Annotated in this window: 18 protein-coding genes; 17 read left to right on the top strand and 1 reads right to left on the bottom strand. The window is 63.1% G+C overall.

Annotated features, from left to right (window positions below):
• The first annotated feature begins 5 nt into the window (after window positions 1–5).
• From B8P98_RS05065 to cobT, 17 genes are read left to right on the top strand one after another with little or no spacing between them, the layout of a single operon-like run.
• Window positions 6–641 (top strand): cobalt-precorrin-8 methylmutase, encoded by a 636-nt coding sequence (locus B8P98_RS05065; RefSeq protein ID WP_025713323.1) that lies wholly within the window; start codon window positions 6–8, stop codon window positions 639–641.
• Window positions 638–1,777 carry a cobalt-precorrin-5B (C(1))-methyltransferase CbiD gene (gene cbiD, locus B8P98_RS05070; RefSeq protein WP_025713322.1) on the top strand — a complete coding sequence of 380 codons (1,140 nt, stop codon included), beginning with the start codon at window positions 638–640 and terminating at the stop codon, window positions 1,775–1,777. The genes B8P98_RS05065 and cbiD overlap by 4 nt, the downstream gene beginning before the upstream one ends.
• On the top strand, window positions 1,771–2,376 hold the full coding sequence (locus B8P98_RS05075; protein ID WP_029884385.1) for a cobalt-precorrin-7 (C(5))-methyltransferase: 606 nt from the start codon (window positions 1,771–1,773) through the stop codon (window positions 2,374–2,376). Before cbiD ends, B8P98_RS05075 begins: the two co-directional genes overlap by 7 nt.
• A complete protein-coding gene (locus B8P98_RS05080) occupies window positions 2,366–2,935 on the top strand; it encodes a decarboxylating cobalt-precorrin-6B (C(15))-methyltransferase (RefSeq protein WP_025713320.1) in 570 nt (189 codons plus the stop codon). The genes B8P98_RS05075 and B8P98_RS05080 overlap by 11 nt, the downstream gene beginning before the upstream one ends.
• On the top strand, window positions 2,928–3,701 hold the full coding sequence (locus B8P98_RS05085; protein WP_025713319.1) for a cobalt-precorrin-4 methyltransferase: 774 nt from the start codon (window positions 2,928–2,930) through the stop codon (window positions 3,699–3,701). The genes B8P98_RS05080 and B8P98_RS05085 overlap by 8 nt, the downstream gene beginning before the upstream one ends.
• Window positions 3,682–4,737: a cobalt-precorrin 5A hydrolase gene (cbiG, locus tag B8P98_RS05090; protein ID WP_025713318.1), complete on the top strand. Its 1,056-nt coding sequence runs from the start codon at window positions 3,682–3,684 to the stop codon at window positions 4,735–4,737. The genes B8P98_RS05085 and cbiG overlap by 20 nt, the downstream gene beginning before the upstream one ends.
• Entirely contained in the window at window positions 4,737–5,462 is a 726-nt protein-coding gene (locus B8P98_RS05095; protein WP_025713317.1) for a precorrin-3B C(17)-methyltransferase, read from the top strand. The genes cbiG and B8P98_RS05095 overlap by 1 nt, the downstream gene beginning before the upstream one ends.
• Entirely contained in the window at window positions 5,459–6,244 is a 786-nt protein-coding gene (locus tag B8P98_RS05100) for a cobalt-precorrin-6A reductase (protein ID WP_095032797.1), read from the top strand. The genes B8P98_RS05095 and B8P98_RS05100 overlap by 4 nt, the downstream gene beginning before the upstream one ends.
• A 10-nt stretch (window positions 6,245–6,254) precedes the next feature.
• Window positions 6,255–7,049, top strand: coding sequence for a sirohydrochlorin cobaltochelatase (cbiK, locus tag B8P98_RS05105; RefSeq protein ID WP_095032798.1), 795 nt, complete (start codon window positions 6,255–6,257; stop codon window positions 7,047–7,049).
• Window positions 7,046–7,756, top strand: coding sequence for a cobalt-factor II C(20)-methyltransferase (locus tag B8P98_RS05110; protein WP_025713314.1), 711 nt, complete (start codon window positions 7,046–7,048; stop codon window positions 7,754–7,756). Before cbiK ends, B8P98_RS05110 begins: the two co-directional genes overlap by 4 nt.
• Window positions 7,756–8,493: a cobalt ECF transporter S component CbiM gene (gene cbiM, locus B8P98_RS05115; protein ID WP_023323213.1), complete on the top strand. Its 738-nt coding sequence runs from the start codon at window positions 7,756–7,758 to the stop codon at window positions 8,491–8,493. The genes B8P98_RS05110 and cbiM overlap by 1 nt, the downstream gene beginning before the upstream one ends.
• Window position 8,494: 1 nt before the next feature.
• On the top strand, window positions 8,495–8,776 hold the full coding sequence (locus B8P98_RS05120; RefSeq protein WP_012967312.1) for an energy-coupling factor ABC transporter substrate-binding protein: 282 nt from the start codon (window positions 8,495–8,497) through the stop codon (window positions 8,774–8,776).
• A complete protein-coding gene (locus tag B8P98_RS05125; protein WP_080897072.1) occupies window positions 8,763–9,440 on the top strand; it encodes an energy-coupling factor ABC transporter transmembrane protein in 678 nt (225 codons plus the stop codon). The genes B8P98_RS05120 and B8P98_RS05125 overlap by 14 nt, the downstream gene beginning before the upstream one ends.
• 8 nt (window positions 9,441–9,448) lie before the next feature.
• Window positions 9,449–10,273 (top strand): energy-coupling factor ABC transporter ATP-binding protein, encoded by an 825-nt coding sequence (locus tag B8P98_RS05130; protein ID WP_025713312.1) that lies wholly within the window; start codon window positions 9,449–9,451, stop codon window positions 10,271–10,273.
• Window positions 10,270–11,793, top strand: a complete 1,524-nt coding sequence (locus B8P98_RS05135) for a cobyric acid synthase (protein ID WP_080897073.1) — start codon at window positions 10,270–10,272, stop codon at window positions 11,791–11,793. The genes B8P98_RS05130 and B8P98_RS05135 overlap by 4 nt, the downstream gene beginning before the upstream one ends.
• The gene (gene cobU / locus B8P98_RS05140; protein WP_025713310.1) at window positions 11,787–12,332 is read left to right on the top strand and encodes a bifunctional adenosylcobinamide kinase/adenosylcobinamide-phosphate guanylyltransferase; all 546 of its coding nucleotides are present in this window, start codon (window positions 11,787–11,789) and stop codon (window positions 12,330–12,332) included. The genes B8P98_RS05135 and cobU overlap by 7 nt, the downstream gene beginning before the upstream one ends.
• Before the next feature lie 41 nt (window positions 12,333–12,373).
• Window positions 12,374–13,429 (top strand): nicotinate-nucleotide--dimethylbenzimidazole phosphoribosyltransferase, encoded by a 1,056-nt coding sequence (cobT, locus tag B8P98_RS05145; RefSeq protein ID WP_025713309.1) that lies wholly within the window; start codon window positions 12,374–12,376, stop codon window positions 13,427–13,429.
• A 164-nt stretch (window positions 13,430–13,593) separates the two neighbouring features.
• On the opposite strand, the gene tssE is transcribed toward cobT, so the two are convergent.
• The gene (tssE, locus tag B8P98_RS05150; RefSeq protein WP_025713308.1) at window positions 13,594–14,019 is read right to left on the bottom strand and encodes a type VI secretion system baseplate subunit TssE; all 426 of its coding nucleotides are present in this window, start codon (window positions 14,017–14,019) and stop codon (window positions 13,594–13,596) included.
• Window position 14,020 lies beyond the last annotated feature (1 nt).

The following is a 14,020-nucleotide window of genomic DNA, read 5'->3' on the forward strand; positions in this document are numbered from 1 at the left end:
ACCTGATGCAGTACATACAACAACCGCAGGCGATCGAGGCAAAAAGCTTCGACATCATCAGCGAGATCATCGCCGAAACGCGGCCGGACTACCATTTTGCCAGCCCACTGCACGAGGCGATTATCAAGCGGGTGATCCACACCACCGCTGACTTCGACTGGCTGGATATTCTGTGGTTTTCTCCGGATGCCCTGATCGCGCTGAGCGAGGCGTTGAGCCGGCCCTGCACGCTGTATACCGATACCACCATGGCGCTGTCCGGGATCAACAAAACCCTGCTGGCCCGCTTTGGCGGCGAATGCCGCTGTTATATCAGCGACCCGCGGGTGGTGCGCGAGGCACAGAGCCGGGGGATGACCCGCTCGATGGCGGCGGTGGATATTGCGGTGCAGGAGCCCGGGGAGAAAGTGTTCGTCTTCGGCAATGCGCCAACCGCGCTGTTTCGCCTGCTGGAACATCGCGAGACGGCCATCGGCGGCGTGGTGGGGGTGCCGGTCGGGTTCGTCGGCGCGGCGGAGTCGAAAGCGGCGCTCAGCGAGAGCGGCCTGCCGGCCATCGCCGCGCTCGGCCGCAAAGGGGGTAGCAACGTGGCGGCAGCGATTGTGAACGCTCTGCTTTACCACCTGCGGGAGGCGCAATGAGCGATCAGACCTTTGACGCCCCGGTGTGGCATCACGGCAAAGCGCTGCGCAAGGGCTACACCACCGGCTCCTGCGCCACGGCGGCGGCAAAAGTGGCGGCGCTGATGGTGATGCGCCAGCATCTGATCCACCAGGTCTCGATCGTCACCCCCTCCGGCGTCACCCTGTGCCTGAACGTCGAGTCTCCGCACGTCGAAGGGCAGCAGGCGGTCGCCGCGATCCGTAAAGACGGCGGCGATGATGTCGACGCCACCCACGGCATGCTGATTTTTGCCCGGGTGACCCTCAATGACAGCGGAGAGATTAGCCTGTTGGGCGGCGAGGGCATCGGCACGGTGACCCGCAAAGGGATCGGCCTGCCGACAGGCAGCCCGGCGATAAACCGTACTCCGCGGCACACCATCGAGACCGCCGTGCGCGAAGCGATTGGCCCTTCCCGCGGCGCGCAGGTGGAGATCTTTGCCCCGGAAGGCGCAAGCCGCGCGCAAAAAACCTATAACGCCCGGCTGGGGATCCTCGGCGGCATCTCGATTATCGGCACCACCGGGATCGTCACCCCGATGTCGGAAGAGAGCTGGAAACGCTCGCTCTCCCTCGAGCTGGAGATAAAACGCGCCGCCGGGCTGGAGCGCGTGGTGCTGGTGCCGGGCAACCACGGTGAGCGCTTTGTCCGCGAGCAGATGGGCATCGACCCGCAGATAGTGGTCACCATGAGCAACTTCGTCGGCTACATGATTGAAGAGGCGGTTCGGCTCGGTTTTCGCCAGATTGTGCTCATCGGCCACCCCGGCAAACTGATCAAAATCGCCGCCGGGATCTTTCATACCCACAGCCATATCGCCGATGCGCGGATGGAAACCCTCGTCGCCCATCTGGCGCTGCTTGGCGCGCCGCTGCCGCTGCTGACGCTGGTCAGCGAGTGCGACACCACCGAAGCGGCAATGGAGCATATCGACGCCTGGGGATACCAGCGCCTCTATAACCATCTGGCTGAGCGAATCTGCCAGCGCGTTCTCGAGATGCTGCGCTTCACTCAGCACCCGCCTACCTGCGACGCGGTTCTCTTTTCTTTTGATAACCAGGTGCTGGGCAGCAGTCGTCCCCTGGAGACGATTGCCCGGGAGCTGGCATGTTGACGGTCGTGGGGATGGGCCCGGCGGGGCTGCAGTGGCTGACCCCGGCCGCGCGCGAGGCGATCGCCGCCGCCGAGGCGCTGGTGGGCGGCAGCCGCCATCTCCAGCAGTTTCCCGCTTTCGCCGGCGAGCGCTACGCGCTGGGGGCTGATATTCCGGCGCTGCTGGCGTGGATCGAGGCCCGCGCCGGGCGCCACGTCGTGGTGCTGGCCTCTGGCGACCCGCTGTTCTATGGCATTGGCACCCGGCTGATTGCCCATTTTGGCCGGGAACGAGTGCAGGTGATCCCCGGCATCAGCGCGGTGCAGTACCTCTGCGCCCGGGCGGGCATCGACATGAACGACATGTGGCTGACCAGCAGCCATGGCCGGGCGGTGAGCGTCGATGCGCTGGCCGCCCACCGGAAAGTCGCCATGGTGACCGACGGTCGCTGTGGTCCGCGGGAGATTGCCGCCCAGCTGACGGCCCGCGGCAAAGGCCATCGCTGGATGGTGATTGGCGAGAACCTGGCGATGGAAAACGAGCGGATCCACTGGCTGCCGGTCAGCGCAGTGGAGGACGAATATGAGATGAATGCGGTGGTGATCCTCGATGAAAGATGAGCTGTTTTTGCGCGGCGCCCAGGTGCCGATGACCAAAGAGGCCGTGCGCGCGCTGGCGCTGGCGAAACTGGAGCTGCACCGGGCGCGCCACCTGATTGATATTGGCGCGGGCACCGGCAGCGTCAGCATTGAGGCCGCCCTGCAGAATCCGGCGCTGCGGGTGACGGCGATTGAGCGTCAGGCCGACGCGTTGCGCCTGCTGGCGGATAACCGCCAGCGTTTTGGCTGCGACAACATCGCTATCGTGGCGGGCATCGCGCCGCTGGCGGTCGCCGACAAAGCCGACGCGATCTTCATGGGCGGCAGCGGCGGCCACCTGACGGCGCTGATCGACTGGTCGCTGGCGCAGCTACATCCCGGCGGCCGGCTGGTGATGACTTTTATTTTGCAGGAAAACCTTCATAGCGCCCTGGGGCATCTGCAGCAGTGCGGCATTCACAAGGTGGACTGCCAGCAGCTCGCGGTCTCCACCCTGGCTACCCTGGGCAGCGGCCACTATTTCAAACCCCATAATCCCGTTTTTGTTATCGCCTGTCAGAAGGAAGAAAACCATGGCTGAGACTTTTGATCCCCATTGTGTGTGGTTCGTCGGCGCTGGTCCTGGCGATCGTGAACTGATTACTCTCAAAGGCTACCGTCTGCTGCAGCAGGCGCAGGTGGTGATCTACGCCGGGTCGCTGATCAACACCGAGCTGCTGGACTACTGTCCGCCACAGGCAGAGTGTCACGACAGCGCCGCGCTGCATCTGGAGCAGATCCTCGACCTGATGGAGGCGGGGGTGAAGGCGGGAAAAACGGTGGTGCGTCTGCAGACAGGCGACGTCTCGCTGTACGGCTCGGTGCGCGAACAGGGCGAAGAGCTGACCCGCCGCGGGATCCGCTGGCAGGTGGTGCCGGGCGTCAGCGCTTTTCTCGGCGCCGCAGCGGAGCTGGGGGTGGAGTACACGGTGCCCGAGGTGTCGCAAAGTCTGATTATTACCCGTCTGGAAGGGCGCACGCCGGTACCCGCACGCGAACAGCTGGAGGCCTTTGCCAGCCATCAAACCTCGATGGCGATTTACCTGTCGGTGCAGCGTATTCACCGGGTGGCGGAGCGGCTGGTTGAGGGCGGCTACCCGGCGACCACTCCGGTCGCGGTGATCTACAAGGCCACCTGGCCGGAAAGCCAGACCGTCCGCGGTACCCTCGCGGACATCGGCGACAAAGTACGCGACGCCGGGATCCGCAAAACGGCGCTGATCCTCGTCGGTCCCTTCCTCGGCGATGAGTATCACTATTCAAAACTGTACGCAGCGGATTTTAGCCATGAATACCGTAAAGCCTGAATCCATTGCCCTGTTTTGCCTGACGCCCGGCGGCGTGCGGCTGGCAAAACGGCTGGCGGCCATGCTGCCGCTCACCTGTTACACCAGCGAGGCACTGCTGGAAGAGGGGTTTATCCCCTTCAACGGCGGCTTTGCCAACGCTGCCCGCGAGGCGTTCAGCAGCTTCTCGGCGCTGATTTTTATCGGCGCCACCGGGATCGCCGTGCGGGTGCTGGCGCCGCTGGTGAACGACAAGCTCAGCGACCCGGCGGTGGTGGTGATTGATGAGCGCGCCCGGCACGTCATCAGCCTGCTCTCCGGCCATGCCGGGGGCGCCAATGCGCTGACCCGCTATCTCGCCGGGATGCTCGATGCCGATCCGGTAATCACCACGGCGACTGACGTCAACGAGCTGGCCGCCCTTGACACGCTGGCCTTTCAGCTGAACGCCCGGATGAGCGATTTTCGCGCGGCGGTGAAAACCGTCAACCAGATGCTGGTGAGCGGTAAGCGGGTGGGACTGTGGTGCGACGCTGAATTCACCGAGGCGCTAAGTCGCTGCGACCGGCGCGGCTTTATCCCGGTGAGCGACCTGGCGCGCTTGCCGACGATTGACGCCCTGATCTGCGTCACCCTGCGCCGGTCGCTGCCGCCGCTGCCGGTGCCTCACTGGAAGCTGGTGCCCCAGCGGGTGGTGGCGGGGATCGGCTGTCGGCGCGACACCCCTTGTTCCCTGCTCTGTACGCTGCTGGAGCGCCAGCTTGCCGCTCAGCGTCTTGACCCGCTGGCGCTGAAAGCGATTGGCAGCGTGAGCCTGAAGGCAAACGAGCCGGGGTTGCGCCAGCTGGCTCACCGCTGCCGGGTGCCGTTCGAAACCTTCAGCGCCGAGGCGCTGCGCGAGCACGAGCACCACTTTCCGGCCTCGTCTTTTGTCCGGGAGACGGTCGGGGTCGGCAGCGTCTCCGGCCCGGTGGCCTGGCTGCTGAGTCAGGGAAACCTGTCCGGCGAAACCCTGCGCGAGCAGGGCGTGACTATTACTTTGGGAGTAACACACTGATGTTAAGCGTAATCGGAATTGGCCCTGGCTCGCAGGCGATGATGACCATGGAAGCCGTGGAAGCCCTGCAGGCGGCGGAAATTGTGGTGGGCTACAAGACCTACACCCACCTGGTAAAAGCCTTCACCGGCGACAAGCAGGTGATCAAAACCGGCATGTGCAAAGAGATTGAACGCTGCCAGGCCGCCATTGAGCTGGCGCAGGCCGGGCACAACGTTGCGCTTATCAGCAGCGGCGACGCTGGTATCTACGGCATGGCGGGGCTGGTGCTTGAGCTGGTTAATAAGCAGCAGTTGGACATTGAGGTCCGTCTGATCCCGGGGATGACGGCCAGTATCGCCGCCGCCTCACTGCTCGGCGCGCCGCTGATGCATGATTTCTGCCATATCAGCCTCAGCGATCTGCTGACGCCGTGGCCGGTGATTGAAAAACGCATAGTCGCCGCAGGGGAAGCGGACTTCGTTATCTGTTTTTACAACCCCCGCAGCCGCGGCCGCGAAGGGCATCTGGCGCGCGCCTTTGCGCTGCTGGCGGCCAGCAAAAGCCCGGATACGCCGGTTGGCGTAGTCAAATCCGCCGGGCGCAAAAAGCAGGAGAAATGGCTGACCACCCTCGGAGAGATGGATTTTGCCCCGGTGGATATGACCAGTCTGGTCATCGTCGGCAACAAAGCGACTTACATCGACAACGGTCTGATGATCACCCCGCGAGGCTACGCGCTGTGAATCACGGCGACGTGCTGGTTATCGGGGGCACCAGCGATGCGCGGGCGATCTGCCAGCAGCTGGACGCCGCCGGCGTGCGCTACACCCTGTCGGTGGCGACCACCACCGGCGAGCGGCTGGCCGGCGATATCGGCGGGCGGATACGCTGCGGGCGTATGGAGTGGCAGCAGATGGCGACGTGGCTCAGGGCACAGCGCACCCGCTGGGTGATCGACGCCTCTCACCCCTACGCCGAGGTGGTCAGCCAGAATATTGTGCGCGCCTGCGCCAGCGTCGGGGTCCTGCTCAGCCGCTATCAAAGGCCGGAGCAGTTGAGCGATCTGCGCCATCAGTTACTTCACGTGGTCGGCGACCTGAACGAGGCCTGCGCGCTGGCCCGTCGCCTCGGGGAGCGGATCCTGCTGACCACCGGCAGTAAAGATCTGGCGGCCTGGCGGGCGGGACTGGCGGAGAAAACGCTGCTCGCCCGGGTGCTGCCGGTGCCGGAAGTGGTTCAGCACTGCAGCGATCTGGGGTTTGGCGTTGGGGAGATCTTTGCCCTCTGCGGGCCGTTCAGCGCCGAATTTAACGCCGCCTTTTATCGCCAGTGCCGGGCCGATGTCGTGGTGACGAAAGCCTCGGGCGCGGAAGGAGGCTATCAGGAAAAAGTACAACCCTGTCTCGATGCGGGGATCCCCTGCATCGTCATTACCCGCCCGGCGCCGCTGGTGAAGGGCGATGAATTACTGCAAAGCCAGGCCGATTTCACCGCGCGGCTGACGCGCTGGCTGTCGGCGACTTGAGGAACAGGATATGAAAAAAGCACTTCTGGTGGTGAGCTTCGGCACCAGCTATCACGACACCCGCGAGAAGAACATCGCCGCCTGCGAGCGCGATCTGGCCGCCAGCTGCCCGGACCGCACGCTGTTCCGCGCCTTCACCTCGGGGATGATTATTCGCAAACTGCAGCAGCGCGACGGTATCCATATCGATACTCCGCTGCAGGCGCTGCAAAAGCTGGCCGAGCAGGGATATCAGGATGTGGCGATCCAGTCCCTGCACATTATCAACGGCGACGAGTACGAGAAGATTGTTCGCGAAGTGCAGAGCATGCGCCCGCGCTTTCAGCGTCTGACGCTGGGTGTGCCGCTGCTGAGCGGGCATGGCGATTATGTGCAGCTGATGCAGGCCCTGCGCCAGCAGATGCCGCCGCTGGCGGCGACGGAGCGAGTGGTGTTTATGGGCCACGGCGCCAGCCACCACGCCTTCGCCGCCTACGCCTGTCTGGATCATATGATGGCAGTGCAGGGTTTTCCGGCGCGAGTGGGGGCGGTGGAAAGCTATCCCGAAGTGGACATCGTGATTAACGAACTCTCCCGCCAGGGCGTGACCGGCGTGCATCTGATGCCCCTGATGCTGGTGGCCGGCGATCATGCCATTAATGATATGGCCTCCGACGAAGACGATTCGTGGAAAACCCGCTTCAATGCCGCCGGCATCCCCGCTACCCCGTGGCTGAACGGGTTAGGGGAAAATCCGGCGGTGCGGGCGATGTTTGTCGCCCATCTGCAGCAGGCGCTGAACGACGCGATGGAGAAAGCAGCATGAGCGGCAAACTATATGCCCTGAGCACCGGGCCGGGGGCGGCCGATCTGATCACCGTGCGTGCGGCGCGGATCCTTGGCCAGCTGGATGTGCTGTACGCGCCAGCCGGCCGCAAAGGCGGCGACAGCCTCGCGCTCTCCATCGTGCGCGAGTACCTCGGCGAACAGACGGAAGTCCGCTGCTGCCATTTTCCGATGAGCGCCGACAGCGCGGAAAAAGAGGCGGTGTGGAACGATGTCGCCGCGGCCCTGGCCCAGGAGGTGGCGGCGGGCAGGCAGGTCGGGTTTATCACCCTCGGCGACGCCATGCTGTTCAGCACCTGGGTCTTTCTGCTGCAGCGAATTGGCTGCCCGGACTGGCTGGAGATTGTCCCCGGCGTCACCTCTTTCGCCGCCATTGCCGCGCGGGCGAAAACCCCGCTGGCCATGGAGCAGCAGTCGCTGGCGGTGATCTCCTGTACCGCGCCGGAAGCGGACATTGCCGCGGCGCTGCGCCAGCACGACAGCCTGGTGCTGATGAAAGTCTACGGCCGCTTCGCCCGCATTAAGGCGCTGCTGGCGCAGGCGGGGCTGCTGGATGCGGCGCTGATGATGTCAGAGGCCACCCTGCCGGGCGAGCAGTGCTGGCGTCGTCTGCGCGAGGTCAGCGATGACCAGCCGCTGCCCTATTTCTCGACCATTCTGGTGAATAAACAGTGGGAGGAGGCGTAATGAATCAGGTGAAATCGCTGAAGCAGCTTTCGTATGGGGGGCTGGCGGCGGCTGTTCTGCTGATCATCGTCCCGCAGGAAGCGTTCGCCATGCATATCATGGAGGGCTTTTTGCCGCCGATGTGGGCGCTGGCGTGGTGGCTGCTGTTTTTACCCTGCCTGTGGTACGGCCTGGTGCGCCTGCGGCGTATCGTCCAGGAGGAGAGCAATCAGAAAGTGCTGCTGGCTCTGTGCGGGGCGTTTATTTTTGTCCTTTCGGCGCTGAAGATCCCGTCGGTGACCGGCAGCTGTTCGCACCCGACCGGCGTCGGTCTGGCGGTGATCCTCTTCGGGCCGGGCGTGGTGGCGGTACTGGGGGCGATCGTTCTGCTGTTTCAGGCGCTGCTGCTGGCGCATGGCGGCCTGACCACCCTTGGCGCTAACGGGATGTCGATGGCGGTGATCGGCCCGATGGTCGGCTATCTGGTGTGGAAACTGGCCTGCCGGGCGGGGATCCGTCGCGATGTCGGGGTCTTTCTCTGCGCGATGCTGGCGGATCTGATGACCTATTTTGTCACCTCCGTCCAGCTCGGGGTGGCCTTTCCCGATCCGGCCACCGGGGCAGGTGGATCGATCCTGAAGTTTATGGGGATCTTCTGCCTGACGCAGATCCCGATCGCCATCGCGGAAGGATTGCTAACTGTGATGATCTACGATCAACTGACCAAACGGCGGCTGATCGTCGCGGAGGGACATTAATATGAAAAAGACCCTGATCCTGTTGGCGATGGTGGTCGCCCTGATGATCCTGCCCTTTTTTATTAATCATGGCGGTGAGTTTGGCGGCTCGGACGGCGAAGCGGAGAGCCAGATCCAGGTGGTGGCGCCGGATTATCAACCCTGGTTCCAGCCGCTGTACGAACCGGCGAGCGGCGAGATTGAGAGCCTGCTGTTTACCCTGCAGGGCTCGCTGGGCGCAGCGGTGATTTTTTACATTCTCGGGTATGCGAGGGGCAGACAGCGCCGTGATGACCGGGTTTGACCGACTTAGCTACCAGAGCCGCTGGTTGCACGTGGCGCCGGAGCGTAAGTTTCTGCTCTGGCTGCTGCTGATGGTGCTGGCCTTTACGCTGCCGGCGTGGGGGCAGGCGCTGACGCTGGCGCTGACCGCCGCGCTGACCTGCTGGCTGCTGCGGGTCTCATTCTGGCGCTGGTGCCGCTGGATGGCGCTGCCCTTTGGCTTTTTGCTGGTCGGCGTGCTGACCATTGTGTTCAGCGTCAGCCGCGACCCGCAGATGCTGTTAGCCAGCATCCGGCTGGGCGCTTTCTCTATAGGAGTGTCCACTCCGGGGCTGGCCGTGGCCGGGGAGACCTTCTGGCGCAGCCTGGCAGCGATGGCGGCCACGCTCTGGCTGGTGCTTAATCTGCCTTTCCCACAGCTGATTATCTTGCTCAAGCGCGGTCGCGTACCGCGACTGTTGACGGAGCAGATCCTGCTGACCTGGCGCTTCATTTTTATTCTGTTGGACGAGGCGATGGCGATTCACCGCGCGCAAACCCTGCGTTTTGGCTATGGTAGCGTGCCGCAGGGCTATCGCTCGCTGGCGATGCTGGTGGGACTGCTGTTCACCCGCGTCCTCCTGCGCTATCAGCAGATGAGCACGGCGCTGGATATCAAATTGTACCAGGGTGATTTTCACCTCTAAGGATAAGTATGCTTGCCACAACCGATCTCTGGTTTCGCTATCAGGATGAGCCGGTGCTTAAAGGGCTGACGCTGGATTTTTCCCGCCACGCGGTGACCGGCCTGGTGGGGGCCAACGGCTGCGGAAAGTCGACGCTGTTTATGAACCTGAGCGGCCTGCTGCGCCCGCAGCAGGGGGCGGTGCTGTGGCAGGGAGAGGCGCTGAATTACAGCAAGCGCGGTCTGCTGGCGCTGCGCCAGCAGGTGGCGACGGTGTTTCAGGATCCGGATCAGCAAATCTTCTATACCGATATCGACAGCGATATCGCTTTTAGTCTGCGTAACCTCGGGATGGCGGAAGAGGAGATCGTCCGCCGGGTGGATCAAGCATTGACCCTCGTTGATGCCCAGGGGTTTCGCCAGCAGCCGATCCAGTGCCTCAGCCATGGGCAGAAAAAACGGGTGGCGATCGCCGGGGCGCTGGTGCTGCAGGCCCGCTACCTGCTGCTTGACGAGCCCACCGCGGGCCTCGATCCTCGCGGACGGGCGCAGATGATCGCCATCATCCGGCGCATTGTCGAACAGGGCCGGCATGTGGTGATCTCCAGCCACGATATCGATCTGATCTATGAGGTGAGCGACACCGTTTACGTTCTGCGTCACGGCGAAGTGCTGGCCGAGGGGGATCCCGGCGAGGTCTTTGCCTGCGCGGAGATCATGGACCGGGCAGGATTGACCCAGCCGTGGCTGGTGAAACTTCATAGCGAACTGGGGCTGCCGCTGTGTAAAACCGAGGCGGAGTTTTTTCAGCGGATGCACAACAACGCAATAGGCGCGATAAAGGAGGCATCATGACGCTGGCAGTGATGTTACAGGGCACGGCTTCCGATGTCGGAAAAAGCGTGCTGGTGGCGGGACTGTGCCGCATTTTTCATCAGGACGGGCTGCGTACCGCGCCGTTTAAATCCCAGAATATGGCGCTGAACTCCGGCATTACGCCGGATGGCAAAGAGATGGGCCGGGCGCAGATTTTTCAGGCCGAAGCGGCCGGGATCGCGCCGGATGTCCGCATGAACCCGGTTTTGCTCAAGCCCACCAGCGACCGTCAGGCGCAGGTGGTGCTGATGGGGCAGGTGGCGACCAGCATGGACGCGGTGAGCTATCACCAGTACAAGCCGCGCCTGCGCGAACAGATCCTCGCGGTTTACCAGAGCCTGGCCGGAGAGTATGAGGCGCTGGTGCTGGAAGGCGCCGGCAGTCCGGCGGAGATTAACCTGCGCGACCGCGATATCGTCAATATGGGCATGGCCGAGATGGCGCAATGTCCGGTGATCCTGGTGGCCGATATCGACCGCGGCGGGGTGTTTGCCGCGATTTACGGCACGCTGGCGCTGCTGCAGCCTCAGGAGCGGGCGCGGGTGAAAGGGGTGATCATCAATAAATTCCGCGGCGATGTGGCGCTCCTGCGCTCGGGAATCGAGCAAATCGAGGCGTTGACCGGGGTGCCGGTGCTGGGCGTTATGCCGTGGCTTGACGTGGATCTTGAGGATGAGGACGGCGTCGCGCTGCAGGCCGGGAAATACCATCGCACCGACCGGCGCGATATCGACATCGCCGTCGTTCACCTGCCGCATATCGCCAATTTTACCGATTTTAACGCCCTGGCGGCGCAGCCAGACGTCCGGGTGCGCTATGTCCGCGATCCGCAGGCGCTGGCCGACGCCGACCTGGTCATTCTCCCGGGCAGTAAAAATACCCTCGGCGATCTGTGCTGGCTGCGCGAGAGCGGTATGGCGCATGCAGTCGAGCAGGCCCGGCAGCGCAAGGTGCCGCTGCTGGGGATCTGCGGCGGCTATCAGATGCTGGGCGAAACCATTATCGATGAGGTGGAGTCTGGCCTTGGCACCCAGCCCGGACTGGGGGTGCTGAAGACTGTGACCCACTTCGCCCAGCACAAAACCACCACCCAGGTGCAGGCGACCCTGGGAGCTAACCTTCCGGAATGGTTAGCCGACGCGGCGGGTCTGCGCGTCAGTGGCTACGAAATTCATATGGGCGAGACGCGCCGTGAGGCAGGCTGCCCGCCGCTGCTGCAGCTGCATAAAGCGGGACAGTCAGTGGACGACGGGGCGATAAGCGACGACGGCCTGGCGTTCGGCACCTATCTCCACGGCCTGTTCGACAGCGATGCTTTTACCCGGGCGCTGCTCAACGGCCTGCGCCAGCGCAAAGGGCTGGCGCCGCTGGACAGCGCGCTGGAGTATGCCCGCTATAAAACCCGGCAGTTTGATCGGCTGGCGGAGGCCATGCGCGAACATATCGCCATCGATAAAATTTACGCCATCATGCGCCAACATCAGGAGCCCCTATGCTGACTCTGGTTACCGGCGGCGCGCGCAGCGGTAAAAGCCGCCATGCCGAGGCGCTGATTGCCGATGCGCCGCAGGTGTTATATATCGCCACCTCGCAAATCTTTGACGACGAGATGGCCGCAAGGATCCAGCATCATCGCGACGGCAGGCCCGCCCACTGGCGCACCGCCGAGCGGTGGCAGCAGCTTGATGAACTGATCACCCCGGCTATCGCCCCAGAGGAGGCCATTCTGCTGGAGTGTATCACCACCATGGTTACCAACCTGCTGTTCGCGCTCGGCGGCGACAGCGACCCCGACGGCTGGAATTACGCCGCCATGGAACGGGCTATTGATGACGAAATTGGCGTGCTGATTGCCGCCTGTCAGCGCTGTCCGGCGCACGTGGTGCTGGTGACCAACGAGGTGGGGATGGGCATTGTGCCGGAGAACCGCCTGGCGCGGCATTTTCGCGATATCGCCGGGCGGGTCAATCAGCGCCTGGCGGCAGCGGCGGATGCGGTCTGGCTGGTGGTCTCCGGCATCGGCGTCAAAATCAAATAACATTACCGCTGGCCGACCGGCCAGCCCTACAGGGATTCTGTATGCAAAATTTAAACACGGTTCTGCGGGCGATCCCCGCACCGGACGTCGACGCCATGGCGCGGGCACAACACCATATCGACGGCTTACTCAAGCCCCCCGGCAGCCTCGGGCGTCTGGAGGCGCTGGCGGTGCAGCTGGCGGGAATGCCCGGCCTGGGCGGTCAGCCGCAGGTGGCGAAAAAAGCCCTGCTGGTGATGTGCGCCGACCATGGGGTGTGGGACGAAGGGGTGGCGATTTCGCCGAAAGCGGTCACCGCTATCCAGGCGGCAAATATGACCCGCGGCACCACTGGCGTCTGCGTGCTCGCAGCGCAGGCCGGAGCGAAAGTGCATGTAATTGATGTCGGTATCGATAGCGAACCGCTGCCCGGGGTGGTGAATATGCGGGTGGCGCGGGGCTGCGGCAATATTGCCCGCGGTCCGGCCATGACCCGCGAGCAGGGGCAGGAGCTGTTGCTGGAGGTGATGCGTTATACCCGCGTCCTGGCACAGGAAGGCGTCACGCTGTTTGGCGTCGGCGAGCTGGGGATGGCCAATACCACGCCGGCGGCGGCGATCGTCAGCGTCCTGACCGGCAGCGATGCGCAGGAGGTGGTCGGAATTGGCGCCAATCTGCCGTTGGCGAAGGTCGGCAACAAGGTTGAGGTGGTGCGGCGGGCTATCGCCGTCAATCAGCCCGACCCGAATGATGGCCTCGATGTGCTGAGCAAAGTCGGCGGTTTCGATCTGCTGGGGATGGCGGGCGTGATGCTGGGAGCGGCGACCTGCGGGCTGCCGGTGGTGCTGGATGGCTTTCTTTCCTACGCCGCAGCGCTGGCGGCGTGCCAGATCGCGCCGGAGGTAAAACCGTATCTGATCCCGTCCCACTATTCGGCGGAGAAGGGGGCGCGTATCGCGCTGGCGCACCTGGGACTCGAACCGTATCTCAATATGGGTATGCGACTGGGCGAAGGCAGCGGCGCGGCGCTGGCGATGCCGATCGTCGAGGCGGCCTGCGCGATGTACCATCGCATGGGCATGCTGGCGGCAAGTAATATTGAGTTACCGAAGGGATAAGCCGGTGAGGGGGCGGCAATAGCCGTTCCCGTTTTCGGCAAAAAAGGAAAAAGCGTGGTTTTTCCTCCTTTGTGGTTATCAGCCGAAAATCAATAAATTGATTTTCCTTGTTACTTTTCTGGCGCAATCAGCAAGCTCAATCAAGGTGCGCGACCTGACATAAGTCACGCGCGCTCCTGCTGTTTGAGATGACGCAGCACAATCCGGCCTTCCGCAGAAAATATACCATCAAAGCGTATCCAGCCGGTATCGGGAAGTTGGGCATGAATAAGGTAATTAAGGTGACCCGGACGGGGCTGCGGCTGCAACTCCACACGCAACTGGCTCAGGCGGGGTTCATAGCGCAGTAACGTCTCTTCTATCTGGTGTATCAAACCATGAATACCCGCGGTCATTCCCTGATGAATCATGCTGAGATCCGGCAAACCATAATCCGGTAAATGCGCCAGCGTTCCTGCCCGGCAGTTGATGATGCGCTGCATGTTGTCCATAACGGAAAGAATAAGCTGATCCCGCTCGCTGACCTGCTCCAGCGGCAGCTCACCACTGAAGCTGAAAGTCAGCATTTCAAATAAAGAAGATGCTGCCATC

This window comes from Klebsiella quasivariicola (assembly GCF_002269255.1).
Taxonomy (GTDB): domain Bacteria; phylum Pseudomonadota; class Gammaproteobacteria; order Enterobacterales; family Enterobacteriaceae; genus Klebsiella; species Klebsiella quasivariicola.